This is a genomic window from Fibrella aquatilis, assembly GCF_017353255.1.
GTDB lineage: Bacteria > Bacteroidota > Bacteroidia > Cytophagales > Spirosomataceae > Fibrella > Fibrella aquatilis.
Genome location: NZ_JAFMYU010000025.1, coordinates 40,779 through 59,823, shown reverse-complemented (window position 1 = coordinate 59,823; position 19,045 = coordinate 40,779). Strand labels below are relative to the sequence as shown.

The window sequence follows — 19,045 nt, the reverse complement described above, 5'->3', positions numbered from 1 at the left end:
ATGGTTCTTCGTATGCGAACAGCCCCAAAGGTGCTGCTAATCCGAAAGCAAATACCGGTAGTTGTAATCGTCGATAATGTAATCGGGATCACGCTTCTCCCAGCGCTCAAGCGCTATTCGGCGTGCGGCGCAGTGGCCTTTGTCGTTCAGATTAAACAGCCTTCTGGTGACGTCGGCACGGCGTTGATTATCGAGGGTTGCCAGCGGATTGACTTCGATTTCGTGGCTTTGGTAATTGTATATGAAATACCGACTAAACGTAAAGGCCACGTCGTCGGGCCTTAGCAAATCGGCATCGTATTGTTCTCCTTTACTTTGGCAGGTGGGACAACTTAAGTATAGATTTTCCCACTGACATACATTGGCATAAAATTGTGGGTTCGACTTCGGAAGAAAATGGTCAATACTTTCTTCAGGCTTACGAAGCGGGTACAAATCGCAGTAGGCGCAGTGACCATCTGTCAAGGCGCGAAGGGCGGGCAATAAATGCTGATTTAATGGCTTACTATGGATGTCAGGCCATTGAAACTGATGTCCGGGATTAGCAGCCCTATTTTGGGTATAACGGTCACCATATACTTGCCAGCGAGGTTGCTGATTTGGGCCAACCGGTTCCAGTAGAATAGCCGGGGTGGCAGAACGGGTAAACTGTCGCATTGCCTACTCGATAAATGATTTTTGCGTAAGGCGTTGCAACTGGTTCAATTCCATACCCAATAGGCTATCAAGCTCAGTAGATTGCCCACGAAGCTCATCGATAAGTTGACGAAAACGAGATTCGTCAAACGTTTCGTCACGTTTTAACAATTGCTTTTTTAACTGTTGAAATTCAGTTAATCTTTTCTCAACCTCAATGCCGAAATGTTCTTTTATACCAAATATTTCTTCCAAAATATATTCGTAACTACGGGCATCTTCCGATAAAATAGGTGGACCATCTAACACACTACGAGTTCCTTCCTTTTTGAAACGATGCACCCACGCCCCATCAACAGAACCCACTACAAACGGCGAATGTGTAGATACAATGACCTGCGCATTAGGGAATAAGCTTTGCACCATTGGCAGAATCTTCCGTTGCCAGGCAGGATGTAAATGCACATCAATTTCATCCAACAGCAGCAGGAAGGGCCGTTCCAATACAGGAATGTCGTTATCCCACTGAATCCGATCCATCCGCATCAGTAGATCGCCAAGCCAGCTTACCATTGACTTCAAGCCATCAGGAATTTGATTGAAATTAAGTAATTGCCTATCTACATTAATCTTAGGTTGAAAATTTTCCTCGTCTACATCAAAAAACAATTCGGAGTCTACAATTGTTGATAGTGCCTGCTCTAGTGTTTTTAAGTTTTTCCGCTGTTGATTTGCTATACCTTGCTTGTTTTTGGCTTTAGATACTAATTCTCTTGTGCGGGTGTTTACTACCCATTGTAAAAAATCTTCAAAATTAATTGATGATTCGAATTCTAAAGAATCATATAGAGGAAATCTAGTTTGTTCCTGTGTTCCACGAATATATGTGTCTTTAAATTGACGATTCCCAGAATAAGCAAATCCGCAATACTTTGTTTTTCCATCTATTGCTTCTTCAGTAATGGTTCCAGAGAAAATAGTAGAGCTATTAGATGGACTAGTCCTGTCAAAAAATAATGATATATTAGAATATATGCACAGATCTATTCTACTCATTTCGCTCATTTTGTCTAATACTAGCCTTTTAGAATTGCCCCCAAATATAGTCGCAATTGCCTCAAGCACACTTGTCTTGCCTGTACCGTTTTCTCCCGTTAATATATGCACCTCTGCTTTTTCATTTTCTGGTGTTACAGGCAATACGAGTTCTAGCTCTTCGAAAGGGCCAACTTGCGTAAGGTGCAGCGATTCAATACGGTATGGGTTCATAATAGGGAAAGGGCTAGATCAGATCAAACTAGTAATAAACCTATAAGGACTGAAAAGACCTTATAGGTTGCGCCACAGCAATTTACGCCGACTCAACCTATAAGGTCACCTTAGTCCGGGGACGCCGAGTCTTATAGGTTTAACAACACCCGCCCCTGCGCCAGTGCGGCATCCAGCCCCGTTACGTCGGTGCCGCCCGCCGTGGCGAAGAAGGGCTGACCACCACCGCCGCCTTTGATGTGCTTGGCCAGGTCTTTGACTATCTGACCGGCGTTGAGGCCGCGCGACTTGATGAGGCTGTCGGGCAGCATCACGGCGAGTTGCGGTTTGCCGTTGATGTCGGCACCCAGCACCAGGGCGATGTTGTCTACTTTGGCTTTCAGGTCGTAGGCCAGTTGCTTCAGTGCATCGGCGTTGGGCACGGTTACGCGCTCCACTAAGAAGCTCAAAGCTGCTTCTGTTTTTCCTGCACCAGTTGGAGCTTCAATTTCTGAATCTTTTACGAAAATAATTTTTCCAAGCAACTCATTTTTAAGCTGTTGTATCTTTTCGTTCTCCAGCAACTCCACCTGCTTCTGCAACGCGGCCCGTTCGTCCAGCAACGTCTGCACAGCCTTGACTACGTCTTTGGGAGCCTTCAACAACTCTTTCAGCGCGCTATTCACGGCTAACTGTTCATTGATAACCGTCCAGGCGCCTTCCGACGTTTTAGCCTCGATCCGGCGAACGCCTGTTGACACCGATCCTTCCGAGGTGAGTTTGAACAAGCCGATTTGGCCCGTACTGGGTACGTGGGTGCCGCCGCAAAGTTCTACGGAATAGGTAGGGTCGAAGGTGATGACGCGGACGAAGTCGCCGTATTTCTCGCCGAAGAGGGCCGTGGCCCCCATAGCGCGGGCCTGATCGATGGGCACATTGCGCTTTTCATCGAGGGGAATATTCTGCCGAATGCGCTCATTCACAATAGTTTCCACACGGTTGATTTCCTCGTCGGTCATCTTGCCGAAATGGCTGAAGTCGAACCGAAGGGCATCGGGACCTACGTACGAGCCTTTCTGCGCTACGTGCGGTCCCAGCACCTCGCGTAGGGCCGAGTGCATCAGGTGCGTAGCCGAGTGGTTGTCGGCAATCAGTTCGCGGCGGTGGGCGTCTACTTCGGCAGATACACCGGCCGCGTGCTGTCCGTCGGCGAGTTGGAGCAGTTCGTCCAGGCCGGGTTGATCGGCCAGGATATGGATAGTCAGGTTGTTTTCTTTGCGCGTATCGAGCACCGGCACCGAGGTCATCTCGCCGCCGTTGTCGAAGTAGATATCGAACCGGCCTGTGTCGCCAATCTGCCCGCCACTTTCGGCGTAGAAGGGCGTCTTGTCAAGCACCACCTGCACCTGCGTACCCTGCTTGTTTTGCACCCGCCGGTACTTCACCACCTGCGACCATGAACTAAGCTGGTCATAACCCACAAACTCCACTGTATCCACGTCCTGCAACTCGATCCAGTCGCCTGCTGAGTAGGATGCATCTTTGCGCGAACGCTGTTTCTGGGCTTGCAGCGCCGTTTCGAAGCCCAATTCGTCAATCGACAGCCCCTTTTCGCGGGCAATGAGTGCGGTCAAGTCGGCGGGGAAACCGAAGGTGTCGTTCAGTTCAAAAACCGTTTCGCCGGGAATCGTTTTGGCCCCGCCAAGTTGCTCGATGATCTGATCCAGCCGCGTGAGGCCTGTGCCCAGGGTGCGCAGGAAGGCCGTTTCCTCTTCGCGGATGACCGTGGCTACAAACTCCTGTTGCGCGTCCAGTTCGGGAAATACGTCGGCGAATTGGTCGGCCAGTAAGGGCACTAGTTTGCACATAAACGGCTCAGTGAAGCCCAGGTACGAATAGCCGTAGCGGATGGCGCGGCGCAGAATCCGACGAATCACGTAGCCCGCCTTGGCATTGCTCGGCACCAGCCCGTCGCCAATGGCAAAGCTCACCGCCCGGATATGGTCGGCAATGACGCGCATGGCCACGTCACTCTTCTCCATCTTGCCCGTGTAGGTACGGCCCGATAGCTGTTCAATCAGGTTGATCGTGCCCGAAAACACGTCGGTGTCGTAGTTGCTCTGCTTGCCTTGGATGGCCATGCACAGCCGCTCGAAACCCATGCCGGTATCGACGTGGCGGGCGGGCAGTTCTTCCAGGGAGCCGTCGGCCTTGCGGTTGAACTGCATGAACACGTTGTTCCAGATCTCGACAACCTGCGGGTGGTCGGCGTTCACCAGTTCCTTGCCCGATTTTGCCGCCACCTCTTCCGGCGAGCGCAGGTCGATATGGATTTCAGAGCAGGGACCACAGGGGCCGGTGGCACCCATTTCCCAGAAATTATCTTTTTTGTTGCCCAGAATAATCCGGCTGTCGTCCGGTTCGCCGGACCGCCCGATAATGCCTTTCCAGATGTCCCACGACTCCTGATCGAAGGGTACGCCGTCGGTTTCGTCGCCCTTGAAAACGGAGACGTAAATGCGGTCTTTGGGCAGCTTGAAAACGTCCGTTAGCAGCTCCCACGACCATTCCAGGGCCTCTTTTTTGAAATAATCACCAAACGACCAGTTGCCCAGCATCTCGAACATGGTGTGGTGGTAGGTGTCGAACCCCACGTCTTCGAGGTCGTTGTGTTTGCCACTCACGCGGAGGCACTTCTGGGTGTCGGCTACGCGCTTGGCGGGGGGCGTACCGTTGCCCAAAAAGAAGTCTTTAAACTGCGCCATCCCCGAGTTGTTGAACATTAGGGTAGGGTCGTTTTTGGCCACAAGCGGGGCCGAGGGGACAATGAGGTGGCCTTTCGAGCGAAAGAAATCGAGAAACTGGCGGCGTATTTCGGAAGAAGTCATGTGCGAAGAAAGTGACCCCACCCCCAGCCGAATCGTCGGACCGCCCTCCCCCTAAATACAGGGAGGGGAGCCGTACACCCTAGTATTTTAAGTACAGAGCCGACAAGGCGAAGCTCTTGTAGAACGGCTCCCCTGTATTTAAGGGGAGGGCGGTCCGACGATTCGGCTGGGGGTGGGGTACCACAAAATTACGCTATTTTCGCCTTTGGGTTGGCATCCACAGGCTGTAAAGGCCGTCAAATCATAACGTAACGCAGGTATGGAATCGGGCGAAAAGCGGTACTACAGCATTCGGGAAGTGGCCGATATGTTCAACGTGAACATCTCGCGGCTGCGGTATTACGAAAAAGAATTCCCGACGCTCAGCCCCAAAAAAAACCGCTCCGGCGACCGCGTGTACACCAAAACGGAGATAGACCACCTGCGCGAAATTCTGGATCTGGTTGAAAACCGCGGGTTTAAGCTCCAGGGTGCCCGCGAGTACCTGAACAAAAAACAGGGCGTACAAAACGAAACGGCGGCCGTGCTCGACAAGCTCAAAGAAATCCGTCAGTTTATGGTCAGCCTGCGCGGGCGAATGAACGACTGACCCCAGCCTTGCCCTTTGCAACTCAACGAATAGATGAAAGCCTTTTACTGCATCCTGCTGCTCACGCTGTCTAACATCTTCATGACGCTGGCGTGGTATGGCCACCTTCAGCTGAAACAGTACCCCACGCTGGCCAAACTCTCGCTCTTTGGCATTATCATGCTTAGCTGGGGTCTGGCCTTTTTCGAGTACATTTTTCAGGTGCCCGCTAACCGCGTCGGCTCGGTCGAGACGGGCGGGCCGTTTTCGCTGTTTGAGCTAAAAACCATCCAGGAGGCCGTGTCGCTGACGGTCTTTACGCTTATTACGGTCTATTTTTTCAAAACCGACAAACTGGCCTGGAACCACCTGGTGGGCTTCTTCTTCATGGTCGTGGCCGTGTTTTTTATCTTCAAAAAGTGGTAGGTGCCCCGCCAGCTATGGCAGTTGCTCGGCGGTATACCGTTTAAACACCCGACCAATCCGCAAGGTCTGCGCTCCCACCTGCACATGATCGGCGTCGAGTCGCTGAGCCTGGGTCAGGTTAACAATGTGCGACTTACTGATGCGGACAAACTGATCTTTGGGTAATCGCAATTCGGCCTCCTTCAGCGTCATCCTGACCACATGCATCTGGCCCGCCATGAAGATCTTGATGTAATTCTCCAGCCCTTCCACATACCGGATGGTCACCACCGGAATCTGCTGCGGCACCCCGTTGACGAGACATGACAGATACGTTGGTTCCGTTGGTAGCGGAGTCTGCGGCGCAATGGATGCCGGAGGGTTGGCAGAGGTGGTGGTTAAGTAGCGGTAAGTCACGTAAACGCCCAGCCCCGTTACGGTGTCGGAATAATAGCGCAGCAGGTGCGGCACCACGTTATCAACACCAAATAGCTGCCGAAGAATCAGCGTCATGTTGACCGTGCCAACAAGCATACATAGCCCCAGCCAGCCGAAGTAAGCAACGCGGTTGCCACCCAGAAACAGCCGCTCGAACAGCACACGGTTGTGAAACACAATCCAGCCGTACATCAGCACAAGAAACAAGTAAGGAGCGTAGTCGGTCCAGTCGGTGCCGCCATGCAGTATATACTGGTCCACAAAATTATGAGCAAGCAACAGGGCCGATAAGCCGAGCAAGTTGCGCCCCACAAACGAAAGCCATTTCATCTTGCTAAAATACGCTGCTAAACGCCTGCCCTGCCGTGGCATCTGCCGGGATGTGACAACCGGCTTTTGTCAATAACCACCGCCCAACGTCACACAAAACGGCCGCAATTGGATTGGTGAGTCGAGTTTTGTCTGTCGCCGGGCCAACACCTCCCGGTGCCATAAATAGCGATGCACTGGCTACATACGGTAAACATAGTGATTCATGTCGCCTGCGGAACGGCGGCGTTAGGGGTTGGGCTGGTGGCTCTTTGGCTCAACAATCGGCCAGCCGCACACAGGCGTTGGGGGCGGTTGTTTCTGCGGTTACTCGTGGTTGTTATTGTGACGGCAGCTTTGGGGGCCGTTGGCTTCAAGCCCAGGCCTTTTCTGATTATCTTGACCGCTTTGGCTGCCTATCAGGGCTATTCGGGTTATCGGGTGGTGCGTCGGCGCGAGCAACGGATGGTTCCTTTCGACCGATGGCTGGCGGTGGCCGTACTTACCTGCGGCGTTGGCTACGGTGTCTTGCTGCCGCGCTCGGGCGTGACCTGGTCACCCACCGTTATCTACTCCACTATTGGGGGGCTAGTGGTAGTGGCCGGCTATGACAGTGTGAAGGCCTTTTGGCTGCATGAACGGTTGAAAAGGGGCTGGCTCAACGAGCACATCTGCAAACTGCTTGGTGCCCTCGACGCACTCACCTCAGCCTTTGCCGGCAATGTGTTACCTGCCTACCAGCCCTACAGTCAGCTTGGGCCAACACTACTTTTTCCGCTTGTCATGGTCTATTTCATACGGCTCCGCCGTCGCCAACAACCACATCAGTCCTCGCTAGTAAGTTGCACAGACAGCCTGCTGGAAATAAATATACCTGCGCGTTTCGCTGATAAATCCGTCGATGACAATAGCCGATCTGATTGGTTTGCCGGCCGCAATTGACGAACCGTTGCAGATAGTTTAACAAAAATGCCCCAGACGCTTGTCTGGGGCATTTTTGTTAAACTATCTGCAACGGTTCGTTAGAACAGTCGCCCTAGAAAGATTAGTACCACAGCCCCGCCGAAGGCGATGAGCAGGTTCATAAACAGGCCGTCATTTTCGGGGTCGTTGCCCAGGCGCTTGGCAATGAAGCCGCCCACCAAACCACCCACAATACCCAGGATGATGTTGACCAGCATCGTGTTGTGACTGCCCATGAAGCGGCTGGCCAGAAAACCGGCGATGCCACCAATGATAATTGAATACAGGAAACCCATGTGTGTAGTTGTTTTAGGGTGAAAGGAAAAATGCTACTTGCAATGAACTAACTTACGAATGCTGGAATATGGCCCGAAACTTGAGCAAACGGCCTGATTTTGACTAACTTGCTGTGGCTGATATACCTACCAACGATCTGCCAAAGTAATGCATAACGTATTAATCATCAATCAGTTGTTTTCCCTCGTCATGAACTCACGTCTTTGGTATATACCCTGCCTGCTATTGCTTGCTGCCCCGGCCGTGGCCCAGCCCGCTATGCAGAAGAAAATCCAGACCGACCTCATTATGGTCGAAGACGGGGCCACGGTAGATCTGCCTGCCGGGACGTTTTCGCTAGCCAGCAGCCTATCCTTGCAGGACAAGAAGAACGTGACCATCCGGGGGGCGGGCGTGGGTAAAACCGTGCTGTCGTTTAAAGGGCAAACCGAAGGGGCTGAGGGCCTGCGCGTGACCAACGGCACCAACATCACCATCGAAAACATGACCCTGCAGGATTCCAAAGGCGACCTCATCAAGACCATGAACGTAGACGGTATCACGTTCCGCAACCTGCTGGTCGAGTGGACCGGCGAACCCAAAACTACCAACGGCTCGTATGGCCTCTACCCGGTGCAGTGCCAGAACGTGCAGATCCTGAGCTGCACCGCTGTGGGCGCCTCCGACGCAGGCATCTACGTGGGGCAGTCGCGGCAGATTGTGGTTCAACATTGCACGGCCTGGCACAACGTGGCGGGCATCGAAATAGAAAACTCTATCGGGGCCGACGTCTCTGAAAATCATGCCTACGAGAACACCGGGGGCATTTTGGTGTTCGACCTGCCCGATCTGGTGCAGAAAAAAGGCGGACAGGTGCGGGTGTTCAACAACCTGGTGGAACACAACAACCTCGACAATTTTGCGCCGAAAGGCAACATCGTGGCCCGCGTACCGGCGGGTACGGGTATGATGATTCTGGCCACCAACGACGTCGAGATTTTTAATAATCAGATCATCGACAACAAGTCGCTGGGCACGGGCATTATCAGTTATTTTATCACCGAAGAACCCATCCGCGACAGCCTATACAACCCATACCCCACCAATATTGCCATCCACGACAATACCTACAGCCGCCTGCCGGGCTACCCCACCCGCAAAGGGCGCATGGGGCTGATGTTCCGGTTTAAACTGCGCTTCGGCAAAAACGTGCCCGACATTATCTGGGACGGCATAACCGACGACAAAGCCCCTGCGGGCCAGCGTACTGTCTGCCTGAAAAACAACAAAAACGCCACCTTCGCCAACATCGACGCGGCTCATAATTTCAAAGCCATCTCGCGCAATGCCGCCCCGTATACGTGTGATCTGCCCCCGGTAGCGGGAAAATGAGTGGAGAGGCGACACGGAGTGGGTTGTTGTCGCACGGCCCTTAGACAGGCCGTGGCTGTGCCAGATTTGCAATCTGGCACTTTTTAACAGCGCGTTTGTAATGCGCGTTATGCAACAGCAGTTGTTTTTAGCAGTAAATCAACGCGCGTTACAAACGCGCTGTTAAAAAGTGCCAGATTGCAAATCTGGCACAGCCCCAATCTATGCAGACTAAAAAAACCTTATTGCTGGCTTGCTGCGGCTTGTTTCTGGGGATCGCGCTGTTGTCCATGCGCCACCGCCCAGCACCCACAGCCGTGCCCGACCGGCTATCAGCTTACGGTTTTTTTGCGGGCAACATCGCCGATCAGCGGCCCGCTGAAGGTGTGGTACCTTACCGGCTTAACACGCCCTTATTTTCTGATTATGCCGAGAAACTGCGTTTTGTCAAACTGCCCGCCGGACAGGTCGCCCGCTACAACGCCACCGAGGTCATGGACTTCCCGGTGGGCACCACCATTATTAAAACCTTCTATTTCCCCACCGATTTCCGCGATGCCACCAAAGGCCGACGGCTGATGGAAACCCGGCTGTTGGTGCGGAACGAGGCCGGTTGGAAAGCCCTGGAGTACGTCTGGAACGACGACCAGACCGATGCCGTACTGGAGGTGGCGGGCGACCGGAAAACGGTGGCCTACACCGATGCCGAGGGCCGTAAACACGAGCAAGAATACGTGATGCCCAACCTGAACCAATGCAAAAGCTGCCACAACCGCAACGAGGTCATGACACCCATTGGTCCCTCGGCGCGGCAGCTAAACGGCCTATTGGATTATGGACAAGCGGCTGAAAATCAGTTGACTGCGTGGCAAAAACGTGGCCTCCTGACCGATCTGCCCGACCTGGCCAGTGTGCCCAGGGCACCCGTCTGGAACGACCCCACCACCGGCACCCTGACCGACCGCGCCCGGATCTGGCTCGACATCAACTGTGCGCACTGTCACCGGCCCGAAGGCCCCGCCGGCACCAGCGGCCTGAACCTGTCTGTGCACGAAAAAAGCCCCGCCGCCCTGGGTATCCTGAAGACACCCGTGGCAGCGGGGCGTGGGTCGGGCAACCGTCGGTATGACATCGTGCCTGGCCATCCCGACCAATCTATTTTACTCTACCGTCTCGAATCGACTGACCCCGGCGTTATGATGCCCGAAGTGTCACGGAAGGTGACCCACCGCGAAGGCGTGGCGCTGGTTCGGGAGTGGATTCAGTCGTTAGACTGAGCCAACTATTTGGGCATCAGTACACTGTCGATAGCATGAACAGTACCGTTGGTGGCCTGAATGTCGGCAGTGGTCACGGTGGCCGAACCACCTTTGGCGTCTACCAGCATCACGGCACTGCCCTGCTTGCGCACGGTAAGTGTACCGCCCGATACCGTTTTAATTTTCTGACCATCTTTCAGGTCAGCAGCCATCACGTTGCCAGATACCACGTGGTAGGCCAGAATGTTGGCCAGCTTGGCCTTGTTGGCGGGCTGCGTCAGAGTCTGCACCGTACCGGCGGGGAGCTTGTCGAAGGCGGCGTTTGAGGGCGCAAACACAGTAAACGGACCAGCTTCTTTGGCGTTGCTGCTTAAGCCAGCGGCCTGTAAGGCTGTTTGCAGGGTTGAGAAATCGGTGGCAGAAGCCAGGCTACCCGCCAGGTCTGTGCCGGTTGATTTTGAACTCATACCCGATTGGGTGGGCCGATTTGCCGAATCCGACATAGTCGTTGACGGCGTTGAACCTACCGGCGTTGGGCGGTTCATGGTGTTGGTCTGGGCCAGGGCCGAGCCTGCCACGAGCGTAATAGCCGAGAGGGCTACAATGTTCAGGAGCTTTTTCATACACTTAAATTCTATTAAATCTATTGAGTTAATTTACTGTGATTATAACTAGCTCATTCCTAAGATTGTTTGCCTTTTTTTGTTTTAGCCACAGCACCAGTACAAACTAGTCAGCACGTCGTTAAATCAATAGTCGACAGGGGGTAGGCCCTTTTTTTTACCTTTGGCAGGGAAGTATTTCTATATACAAACCCGGTTGTCATATGCGCTCACACGTTAGATCATTGTTTTTTGGGGGAATGTTATTGGTAGTCATGCTGTTTGGCTGCAAGAAACCCACAGACCCGGTAGGCCCCACCATCCCCGACCCCATTACCCCCACGCTGGTAGGTAACTGGGGCATCACTGCCATCACGTTCAGCCCCGCCTGGGTTGAGTTTACCAACGCAACCCCCGTTCCTGATTACATTCCTTACCTGACTGCCAAGGGCCAGACGTGCCTTACCGACTTAACCGTGTCGTTTACGGCGGCAGGGGCGTACACCACCAATTCGGCCAACTTGCCAGTCTGCGGGAACGTGCGCGATTCTAAAATAATACTGGATTATCTCTTTGGCGAAGGCCGAACGTTCACCGAAACCAACACTAGTGCGGTGCTCTACGCAAAAGATAAAGCCTCGTCGATTCCAGTTGTTAAGTCAGGTACAAACCAGGTGCTCTCACTCCAGTTTGTGAACGATCAGGACCTGAGTGGGCAGGCGGTGAAGACCACCTACACCGTTACGCTGACCCGCCGATAGTGGCACCTTGCGCTGTTTGCCTCTACAGCGACTTTAGAAACGCTACAATGGCTTTTTTCTCAACTGATGTCAGGTTCAGTTTGTCACTGGGTAGGGTCTGATTGGGCAGGTTGAACCCCAGTCCCACACCCCCACCCCGGTCATAAAAATCAACCACCTCGGCTAGTGACTGGTACACGCCGTTGTGCATGTAAGGGGCGGTGTTAGCCGTAAAACGAACCGTGGGTGTTTTAAACGAATGCCGGTGCAGGTTGATGTGAGTGTTGCCAAACTTGCCCAGATCGGGGTCGAGCGTTTGGTTGGCGGCTGTGGCGGGCGTACCCAGCACTTCGCTTTCCGTTTTCTGAAATGTGGGAGGCACCGTACCGTTGAACAGCGGATAGAAATGGCAGGTACCGCATTTGGCTTTGCCCATAAACAGGTTAAAGCCCAGTTGCTCCTCAGCCGACAGCAGGGTTTCCTGCTCTCGTTTGTCGGTGGTGCGCATGGCCCGGTCAAGGCGGGTGTCGAGGCTGGTGAGCGACCGGATATAGCTGGCAATGGCATTTTTCAGGTTTCGCTCGGTCACGCCGTCGGGGTAGGCCCGCACAAAGGCCGCCCGGTAGGTGGCGTTGGTCTTCAGGGCGGTCACGGCCCTGGGCAGCGAGCCGTGCATCTCGTCCTGATTCTGAATTACGTCGCCTGCCTGATCTTCCAGAAACACCACCCGCGAGTCGGCAAACTGAGCGGCCTGAAACGCTGCGTTGAGCACCGTGGGTGTGTTGCGCCTCACCTGCCGACCACCTACGGCGAGGTGTTTGGTTTGTCCGTCGGTAAACGTGTTGGCGGGCTGATGGCAGGTAGCACAACTGCGGTTTGGCGCGCCCGACAAAATTGGGTCGTAGAATAGCTGCTTGCCCAGGGCCGTTCGGCTGGGGGTAGCGCGGTGGGCCGTGGCATCGACAAAATAGCTGGGGTCGAAAGCGTCGGGGTCGTTAAGGGTACGTGCAGCTGCCGACAGCAACCTGCTTTCCTGAAATACCGGGATAGACAGGGCTTGCTGGGCGTCCAGTAGTTTGCTGCTCAATACGTTGGCGTGATGCTGGATAAACGTCAGCCGGTCGAAGCGGTTGAAAGAACTGGCCTGGTTCAGGTAGGTTATGGCCCCGGAAAACGCCTGTTCCAGTTGCTGCGTCAGTGCACTGTTGTGGTCAGGCAGGGGATAATAGGCCAGGTGCCGTTGCATACTGGCCAGGGCCTCGGCGGTTTCGGGCAATGACGTGTTGGCAATGGGCGCATCAAAACCCGTAATCCCCAGCGTAATAAGCCGGAAAACCTCCAGCCGCAGCGCATCGAACACGTGGCTGTCGGTCATGGGATTACTTACCGACACCTTGTGCAGCCGCCGCACCGCCGATTGCAACACGCCCGCCTGCTGCACCAACTCGGCCCGATTGACCGGATCGTAGGGAAATAGTCCCTCTTCAAGTACCTGTAGGCCAGTGCCCTGTAGTTCGTTTTGCAGGCCGTCATCTTCCTCTACTTCAGCCAGGGCCGGTCCGTTAATGGCCTTCGACGTTTCGGGATTATACACCTCGGCCAGCCATTCAACCCGTTTCCAGGCCAGCCGGGTTTGCCTGAGAGATTGTTGCAACGCCACTGCCGGTTGGTTGGTAGCCAGCAGACGGTGCAGTTGCGTAGTGGCCGAATCGAGCGCGACAATGTCAGCCAGGTACTGTTTCCGCACCTGCTCAAGTGGGGTAGGAGTGGGGTGTGTATAGCGGTACAGCCCAGCCACGGCAGCCACGAGCATACTAACCCGTAGCCACCACGACTGGGTGCGCTGAACCCGTTTCGCTTCTATTGGCGGAAGCGTTTGTTCCATAACTAAATACAAAATCCTGATAATGATGTGTTTACCATTTTATCTAGGCAAGCCACGCACTAAAATCAACTGGCTGGCCTGCTGATTTGATACATCACTCGTGCTTTTCACCGAGCGTAGCTTACCGCCATCTGGACCCAGGTACTGGTCGCCGATCCAGGTGTGGGGCTGGAGTGAAATGATGAAGGAGTCAGGTACGCCAATTGTCTCCGACACGTCGATCATAGCGCCGTATTCCCAGGTACCAAACTTCGACAGCCCCCCTACGTTATACTTGGCGGCATCAGTAGCGGTGCGGCGGTGGTCCAGGATGATGGCGGGCTTCAACGCGCCCGTAGCCAGATTATACTGGTAGATGTATGAGTCGTGGGTTTCGTCGCCGTAGCTGTTGGGGTCTTCCTGCACATAGAGGTAATTAGTGCCCACATAGATGTTGTCGACGTTCTGAAACGTTTTGGCAATGCCGTTGCGGTCATCGCCATCCAGAATCACCTCCAGCGAGCCTTTCAGCGGGTCGTTGGCATCCATGGTGAGGCGGTATGTACGGCCATATTTAGAGCGTGAATAGTCGGCGTTTACACCCGTATTGGCTTGTCCTGTTACGTTGAAAAACACTTGCCGGTTATTGGCGGCGCTCCCTTTCCGGTAGTCGATATCTTCCACCCGACCAAATTTGATACCTTTCAGGTCATTAACCAATGCGTTGATCTGCGCACCCGTCAGGGTTTTGTGGTTGGCGATCTGCACAAACTCAACGTCGAATTTGGTGCCCGCTTTCATGTCCATTTCGCGGGCGTTACCGTCTTTCCGGCGCAGCATATAGAGCGATCCGTTTTGCAAATCGCCCACGGTGTTGGTCAGGTAGAGGGCCAGTTGACCACCGTTGGCACCGCTGTCGTCGTCGCCGATTAGGATGGCCGTTTTGCCAGGGTAGGCGTTTTTGTTCAGCGGAACGGCGTTTTCGGCACTCCAGCGGCCCAGCCCCTCCAACTCACGGCTGATGGCGTTCTGGCTGGCGTCGCCGTAGGGGTTCACGGCGTGGGTACGCGATTCCTGCCCACTCTCGCCGCAAGTGAGGTAAAGCGGACCAAAGCCGTGTTCGGCGGGGGTAGCCATCGTGGCCGAGCAAAGCCGCCATTGCCCCCCGTCTGAGTTCAGAATGTAGTCGCCTTTAACGGGCTTCAGCGTTTTGTCAAACGTAAGGCGCGACACGGAAAAATTGTCTTCGTGGTTCACCAGCATCGTAAACGTGCCGTCGGCATTTTTCAACAGACCCGACCCGTCGGCCGATCCGCCAAAGACAAAGTTCGGCGACTGGGGGAGCTTGTCGTCGCTGCTGATGAGTGAGTACACATTCGCCGATTCGAAACCGGGCATTGTCTGGGCCAGTACGGGGTTCACCGACTGATTCACTAGCTTGATGTCCAGATTGGGATTCTGGGGCCTGTCGAGGTGGTCGCAGCTTTGCAATGAGAGCAGGAGCGCGGTGGCAGCTACTCCGTAAAGGGAGAAGTGGCGGTTGTACATGTGGGGAGTCTATAAGTTTTGCCCTCAAAGTACGCCCCCAGTTGTTAACCCCATTTTAATGTCAGATTACCATATGGTCAAGTTAATCAAGCCAAGCTAATGTATAAGTTATGTTAATATAACATATAGATAACCGTCTGATTATATGGCACTTACTATCTATCTCATAAGATAAAATTAATGAACTGACTGGCAGATAAATAGCGATAGTAAGCGATGTATAGACGGGCACAAAAAAACCACCGCCGTCTGCTAACTAAGCAGCAGGTAGGGCGGTGGCGTTACGGGTCGGGGTACAGAATCGGCACTTACTTGGGCATTAACACACTATCGATGGCATGCACGGTGCCGTTGGTAGCCTGGATATCGGCGGAAGTGACCATAGCCGACCCGCCTTTAGCGTCGGTCAGCATCACGGAGTTACCTTGTTTGCGAACCGTCAGCGTACCACCACCCACGGTTTTTAGCGTTTGGCCGTCTTTCAAATCGGCTGCCGCAAAACTGCCCGACACCACGTGGTTGGCCAAAATTCCGGCCAGTTTAGCCTTGTTGGCCGGTGCCGTCAGCGATTCCAGGGTGCCAGCGGGTAGTTTATCAAACGCCTCGTTCGACGGGGCGAAAACGGTATACGGACCCTGTTCTTTAGCTTTATCGGCCAGGCCAGACGCGGTCAGGGCCGATTGTAGGGTCGAAAAATCGGTAGCACCAGCCAGACTACCGGACAGATCTTTATTGGTAGCTTTCGCTGATGACTGGCTGGCAGACCCCGCCGACGCAGATTTGATCGTGTCGTTTTGGGCATAGGTGCCACCCGCTACCGCCAGGAAAGCCAGCAGGAGAATAGGCTTGAGTTTCTTTTTCATTGGAAAAGTAGTTTAGTCCTATCAACAATATCGTCTTATTCTAAAAACTGCCTGCCTGCATTTAAAGTATACCGTTAGATAAGTGGGACGCTGGACATTGGATGCTGGATATTGGATGATGGACGTTGGACATTGGTAGATGATTTGGCTCAGCGTCCAATGTCCAGCATCCAATTCTTTTAGCAATTCAGGGCGGAAATGCATATGATTGTAGATCAGGATTTTCCACCGTAACACCGCTCGTGCCTACCTATAATATCCACCAGATTGCGCTCTCGCTGGTACCCGGCGTGGGCGGCGTACTCATCCGGCAACTCATCAGCTACGGTGGCTCAGCCGAGGCTATACTGGCCATGCCCCCGGCCCGGCTCATGAAAATTCCGGGCATTGGCGAGGTCACGGCCCGCGCCATCCGCCAGCCAAACCTGCTCCCCGATGCCGAAAAGGCCGTTCGGCTGCTGGAAAAAACGGGCACGTCGGCCCTGTTCTACACCGACGCCGACTACCCCGCCCGCCTGAAAACGCTCTACGATGCCCCGGCGCTGCTCTACAAACTGGGCAACGCCGACCTGAACGCACCGCGCACCCTGGCCCTGGTAGGTACCCGGCAAGCCACCGACTATGGCAGGCGCATTACGGAAGAGATTGTGCAGACCATGCAGCCCTACGGTGTCTCCATCATCAGCGGACTGGCCTACGGCATCGACATTGCGGCGCACCGCGCCAGCCTCGCGGTGGGGTTGCCTACGGTGGGAGTAATGGCCAGTGGCATCGACATTATCTACCCGGCCACCCACGCCCGCACCGCCCACGAGATGCAGGAACTAGGCGCTTTATTAACCGAACACCTGCCCGGCGTAAAACCCGACCCGCGCTTTTTTCCCGCCCGTAACCGCATCATCGCGGGCTTGTCCGATGCCATTGTGGTAGTAGAAGCGGCTGCCAAAGGGGGTGCGCTGATCACCGCCGAATATGCCAACAACTATAATAGGGAGGTATTTGCGGTGCCGGGGCAAGTGACGCAGCAGTTCTCGGCGGGCTGTAACAAGCTCCTCCGCGAAAACAAAGCCCAGATCTACACCAGCCCCACCGACCTGATCGAAACTCTGAACTGGGACGTAGACCCCGCCCAGCAGGTAGCGGCCAAATCGTCGGCCTCCACGCCGCTGCCCCTCGATTTCACCACTCAGGAAACGCAGGTGGTGTCGTTGCTGCGCCAGAACCCCGCCATCCACGTTGATGAGCTAAGCTGGCAGTCGCAGATTCCGATGGGGCAACTCGCCTCGCTACTCCTCAGCCTCGAGTTTCGGGGCTACGTGCGCACCCTGCCAGGCAAGCGCTATGAGGTGGTGTATGTGTAAATAAGTCCCGCGTCCGGGCCAGCCGTCAGCCACTACAGCGCGAAGCCACTTACGACTTTTTTACGACTATCCCTCCACGTCAATATCCTCGTAAACTGCTGTCATTGATAGCGTTACGTCAATGTTGGTGAGCGAAATTTGCGTGTCGATGCCTTCATAAATGCGGTACGCCCAAAAGTCGGCAGCGCGTTCGTAGACTTCCACTTTATAGGCATCCTGATGCACTAACAGGTAATACTGGAGCGTGGGAATTTTAAAATAGTGCAACTGTTTTTTGTGGTCATCATCGGCCCCCGTCGAGTCCGATAATACCTCGATTAGGAGGCATGGGCTCGTAATATAAATACCCTGATCGTCTTTCAGATCGTCCGGCTCGCAGGTGTAAATCACGTCTGGATAAACGTACTTTTCGCTCGCTGGTAGCCGCATCCGTACGTTCTCAGAAAAGGCTTGACAGCCGCTTCTACGGGCAAACGCTCGGAGACTGAACGTGACATTTTGCACCAGCACGTTATGCCTCTTGGTGGCTCCGGCCATAGCGACAACGTCGCCATTCCAAAACTCATAGCGAATACCTTCTGCGCGTTCCAGCGCCAGGTATTCATCAAACGTGTACTTCTTTTTCGGAATGGCTACCATACTGGATTGGCTTGGATGGCGAAAAACAATTCGGCTCGGGCGGGCACGACCGATTCGGCCCGGCCCGCCCCTACGGTTACCGCTGCGTGTAATCTGACAACGGCATGGGGTCAGCGTCTTCGTTGAGGGCGTCGAGCATGCGTTCTACTTCCTGCATCCGCACCTTGTCGCCGTTGCGGTCAAAGGAGAGCATCAGGTTGCGCAGCGTACGGCGGATAATATCGACGTTGGAACAGGGCTGGTAGAAGATAGGAGCCGGTTTCAGGTTCAGCTGGGCAATGTAATGATCAATGTCTTTGGTCGAAAACACCAGGCCGCGGTTAAATACGTTGATATAAAACTGCACACCCGTGGGGGCTTTGTAAGTCAGTACAAAGAGGTTGGGCAGGTTGACGCCGTAGATGGGTAAGCCCAGTTTCTGGGCAATCATCATGTAGATCAGGCAGAGCGAAATGGTGTTGCCCTTCCGCGTTTCCAGCACCTGATTAATCATCGAGTTGGCGGGCGAATGGAAGTTTTTGGTGTTGGGCGAAAACTTCATTTCGTTATAAAACACGTTGTTCAGCCCCTTCACCTGATCGGCCGGATGCACGTCGGTGCGCACCACCAGCCAGGCATCGTAATAAAGCTGCTCCAGTGTTTGCCGAAGTTTGTCGAGCGACAAATCGGGGTATTGGTAGGTGGCCACGATCCAGAGGCCTTCCAGCAGGTCCATGCCGCCGGTTTCTTTCCAGGTCAGCAGCCGTTCCAGTACGGTGGTATATTGCAGGTCGTGGATCAGTTCCTCAATGCGCTTCTGCAAAAAGGGGTTAAAACTGGTTTCCCACTCGGTTTCCAGAAACGGAATGGCCGAGTGCCCAAGCTGGCGAATGCGGCCTTCCACGTGCTGAGTTACTTCCTGATCGTCATCGTCGAGCAGCGAGACGAGGGCTTTTATTTCGTTATCGTTCATTAGCAATGCGCGTAGGAGAGAGGGCCTTACACGAAATTAAGGTTTTCCAATCGTTGCGTTTTGGTTAGTTTTGCCCCACTTTTCGAGGCCTGCCTGTTGCAAGTAACAACAGAAA

Annotated in this window: 18 protein-coding genes; 7 read left to right on the top strand and 11 right to left on the bottom strand. The window is 54.0% G+C overall.

Annotated features, from left to right (window positions below; all coding sequences use genetic code 11):
• Positions 1-36: 36 nt before the first annotated feature.
• The 3 genes from J2I48_RS23670 to alaS all read right to left on the bottom strand — a co-directional run bounded on the left by J2I48_RS23670 (position 37) and on the right by alaS (position 4,772).
• Positions 37-483: an HNH endonuclease family protein gene (locus tag J2I48_RS23670; protein WP_207337993.1), complete on the bottom strand. Its 447-nt coding sequence runs from the start codon at positions 481-483 to the stop codon at positions 37-39.
• Positions 484-660: 177 nt separating this feature from the next.
• Complete coding sequence (locus J2I48_RS23665) at positions 661-1,905, bottom strand: AAA family ATPase (RefSeq protein WP_207337992.1); 1,245 nt, start codon at positions 1,903-1,905, stop codon at positions 661-663.
• Positions 1,906-2,036: 131 nt separating this feature from the next.
• A complete protein-coding gene (alaS, locus tag J2I48_RS23660) occupies positions 2,037-4,772 on the bottom strand; it encodes an alanine--tRNA ligase (protein WP_207337991.1) in 2,736 nt (911 codons plus the stop codon).
• Between the two features lie 259 nt (positions 4,773-5,031).
• On the opposite strand from alaS, the gene J2I48_RS23655 reads away from it, so the two are divergent.
• A complete protein-coding gene (locus J2I48_RS23655; RefSeq protein WP_207337990.1) occupies positions 5,032-5,361 on the top strand; it encodes a MerR family transcriptional regulator in 330 nt (109 codons plus the stop codon).
• A 33-nt stretch (positions 5,362-5,394) separates the two neighbouring features.
• Positions 5,395-5,766: a DMT family protein gene (locus J2I48_RS23650; protein ID WP_207337989.1), complete on the top strand. Its 372-nt coding sequence runs from the start codon at positions 5,395-5,397 to the stop codon at positions 5,764-5,766.
• Between the two features lie 12 nt (positions 5,767-5,778).
• Here the strand turns inward: J2I48_RS23650 and J2I48_RS23645 are convergent, their stop codons facing one another.
• Positions 5,779-6,513: a LytR/AlgR family response regulator transcription factor gene (locus J2I48_RS23645; protein WP_207337988.1), complete on the bottom strand. Its 735-nt coding sequence runs from the start codon at positions 6,511-6,513 to the stop codon at positions 5,779-5,781.
• A 198-nt stretch (positions 6,514-6,711) separates the two neighbouring features.
• Between J2I48_RS23645 and J2I48_RS23640 the strand changes: the two genes are divergently transcribed.
• Positions 6,712-7,434, top strand: a complete 723-nt coding sequence (locus tag J2I48_RS23640) for a DUF2306 domain-containing protein (RefSeq protein ID WP_207337987.1) — start codon at positions 6,712-6,714, stop codon at positions 7,432-7,434.
• Between the two features lie 80 nt (positions 7,435-7,514).
• Here J2I48_RS23640 and J2I48_RS23635 read toward each other — a convergent pair whose 3' ends face one another.
• Positions 7,515-7,751 (bottom strand): GlsB/YeaQ/YmgE family stress response membrane protein, encoded by a 237-nt coding sequence (locus tag J2I48_RS23635; protein ID WP_207337986.1) that lies wholly within the window; start codon positions 7,749-7,751, stop codon positions 7,515-7,517.
• Between the two features lie 190 nt (positions 7,752-7,941).
• Here J2I48_RS23635 and J2I48_RS23630 point away from each other — a divergent pair, with 190 nt between their 5' ends.
• Positions 7,942-9,123: a parallel beta-helix domain-containing protein gene (locus J2I48_RS23630; RefSeq protein WP_207337985.1), complete on the top strand. Its 1,182-nt coding sequence runs from the start codon at positions 7,942-7,944 to the stop codon at positions 9,121-9,123.
• A 203-nt stretch (positions 9,124-9,326) separates the two neighbouring features.
• Positions 9,327-10,379, top strand: coding sequence for an SO2930 family diheme c-type cytochrome (locus J2I48_RS23625; protein WP_207337984.1), 1,053 nt, complete (start codon positions 9,327-9,329; stop codon positions 10,377-10,379).
• Between the two features lie 5 nt (positions 10,380-10,384).
• Here the strand turns inward: J2I48_RS23625 and J2I48_RS23620 are convergent, their stop codons facing one another.
• Positions 10,385-10,984, bottom strand: coding sequence for a fasciclin domain-containing protein (locus tag J2I48_RS23620; RefSeq protein ID WP_207337983.1), 600 nt, complete (start codon positions 10,982-10,984; stop codon positions 10,385-10,387).
• 203 nt (positions 10,985-11,187) lie between these two features.
• Here J2I48_RS23620 and J2I48_RS23615 point away from each other — a divergent pair, with 203 nt between their 5' ends.
• Positions 11,188-11,724 (top strand): hypothetical protein, encoded by a 537-nt coding sequence (locus tag J2I48_RS23615; protein WP_207337982.1) that lies wholly within the window; start codon positions 11,188-11,190, stop codon positions 11,722-11,724.
• Positions 11,725-11,746: 22 nt separating this feature from the next.
• Here the strand turns inward: J2I48_RS23615 and J2I48_RS23610 are convergent, their stop codons facing one another.
• The 3 genes from J2I48_RS23610 to J2I48_RS23600 all read right to left on the bottom strand — a co-directional run bounded on the left by J2I48_RS23610 (position 11,747) and on the right by J2I48_RS23600 (position 15,978).
• Positions 11,747-13,588, bottom strand: coding sequence for a cytochrome-c peroxidase (locus J2I48_RS23610; RefSeq protein ID WP_207337981.1), 1,842 nt, complete (start codon positions 13,586-13,588; stop codon positions 11,747-11,749).
• Between the two features lie 39 nt (positions 13,589-13,627).
• Complete coding sequence (locus J2I48_RS23605) at positions 13,628-15,115, bottom strand: hypothetical protein (protein ID WP_207337980.1); 1,488 nt, start codon at positions 15,113-15,115, stop codon at positions 13,628-13,630.
• 308 nt (positions 15,116-15,423) lie between these two features.
• On the bottom strand, positions 15,424-15,978 hold the full coding sequence (locus J2I48_RS23600) for a fasciclin domain-containing protein (protein ID WP_207337979.1): 555 nt from the start codon (positions 15,976-15,978) through the stop codon (positions 15,424-15,426).
• A gap of 242 nt (positions 15,979-16,220) precedes the next feature.
• Here J2I48_RS23600 and dprA point away from each other — a divergent pair, with 242 nt between their 5' ends.
• On the top strand, positions 16,221-17,339 hold the full coding sequence (dprA, locus tag J2I48_RS23595; RefSeq protein WP_207337978.1) for a DNA-processing protein DprA: 1,119 nt from the start codon (positions 16,221-16,223) through the stop codon (positions 17,337-17,339).
• A gap of 66 nt (positions 17,340-17,405) precedes the next feature.
• Here the strand turns inward: dprA and J2I48_RS23590 are convergent, their stop codons facing one another.
• A complete protein-coding gene (locus J2I48_RS23590) occupies positions 17,406-17,978 on the bottom strand; it encodes a Uma2 family endonuclease (protein WP_207337977.1) in 573 nt (190 codons plus the stop codon).
• A 76-nt stretch (positions 17,979-18,054) separates the two neighbouring features.
• Entirely contained in the window at positions 18,055-18,930 is an 876-nt protein-coding gene (locus J2I48_RS23585; RefSeq protein WP_207337976.1) for a transglutaminase-like domain-containing protein, read from the bottom strand.
• Between the last annotated feature and the right edge of the window lie 115 nt (positions 18,931-19,045).

What these genes read in the sequence shown, in the direction of transcription:
- J2I48_RS23665 (WP_207337992.1), bottom strand. Translation starts at nt 1,905, where the DNA reads ATGAACCCATACCGTATTGAATCGCTGCACCTTACGCAAGTTGGCCCT.
- alaS (WP_207337991.1), bottom strand. Translation starts at nt 4,772, where the DNA reads ATGACTTCTTCCGAAATACGCCGCCAGTTTCTCGATTTCTTTCGCTCG.
- J2I48_RS23655 (WP_207337990.1), top strand. Translation starts at nt 5,032, where the DNA reads ATGGAATCGGGCGAAAAGCGGTACTACAGCATTCGGGAAGTGGCCGAT.
- J2I48_RS23650 (WP_207337989.1), top strand. Translation starts at nt 5,395, where the DNA reads ATGAAAGCCTTTTACTGCATCCTGCTGCTCACGCTGTCTAACATCTTC.
- J2I48_RS23645 (WP_207337988.1), bottom strand. Translation starts at nt 6,513, where the DNA reads ATGAAATGGCTTTCGTTTGTGGGGCGCAACTTGCTCGGCTTATCGGCC.
- J2I48_RS23635 (WP_207337986.1), bottom strand. Translation starts at nt 7,751, where the DNA reads ATGGGTTTCCTGTATTCAATTATCATTGGTGGCATCGCCGGTTTTCTG.
- J2I48_RS23630 (WP_207337985.1), top strand. Translation starts at nt 7,942, where the DNA reads ATGAACTCACGTCTTTGGTATATACCCTGCCTGCTATTGCTTGCTGCC.
- J2I48_RS23625 (WP_207337984.1), top strand. Translation starts at nt 9,327, where the DNA reads ATGCAGACTAAAAAAACCTTATTGCTGGCTTGCTGCGGCTTGTTTCTG.
- J2I48_RS23620 (WP_207337983.1), bottom strand. Translation starts at nt 10,984, where the DNA reads ATGAAAAAGCTCCTGAACATTGTAGCCCTCTCGGCTATTACGCTCGTG.
- J2I48_RS23615 (WP_207337982.1), top strand. Translation starts at nt 11,188, where the DNA reads ATGCGCTCACACGTTAGATCATTGTTTTTTGGGGGAATGTTATTGGTA.
- J2I48_RS23610 (WP_207337981.1), bottom strand. Translation starts at nt 13,588, where the DNA reads ATGGAACAAACGCTTCCGCCAATAGAAGCGAAACGGGTTCAGCGCACC.
- J2I48_RS23605 (WP_207337980.1), bottom strand. Translation starts at nt 15,115, where the DNA reads ATGTACAACCGCCACTTCTCCCTTTACGGAGTAGCTGCCACCGCGCTC.
- J2I48_RS23600 (WP_207337979.1), bottom strand. Translation starts at nt 15,978, where the DNA reads ATGAAAAAGAAACTCAAGCCTATTCTCCTGCTGGCTTTCCTGGCGGTA.
- J2I48_RS23590 (WP_207337977.1), bottom strand. Translation starts at nt 17,978, where the DNA reads ATGGTAGCCATTCCGAAAAAGAAGTACACGTTTGATGAATACCTGGCG.
- J2I48_RS23585 (WP_207337976.1), bottom strand. Translation starts at nt 18,930, where the DNA reads ATGAACGATAACGAAATAAAAGCCCTCGTCTCGCTGCTCGACGATGAC.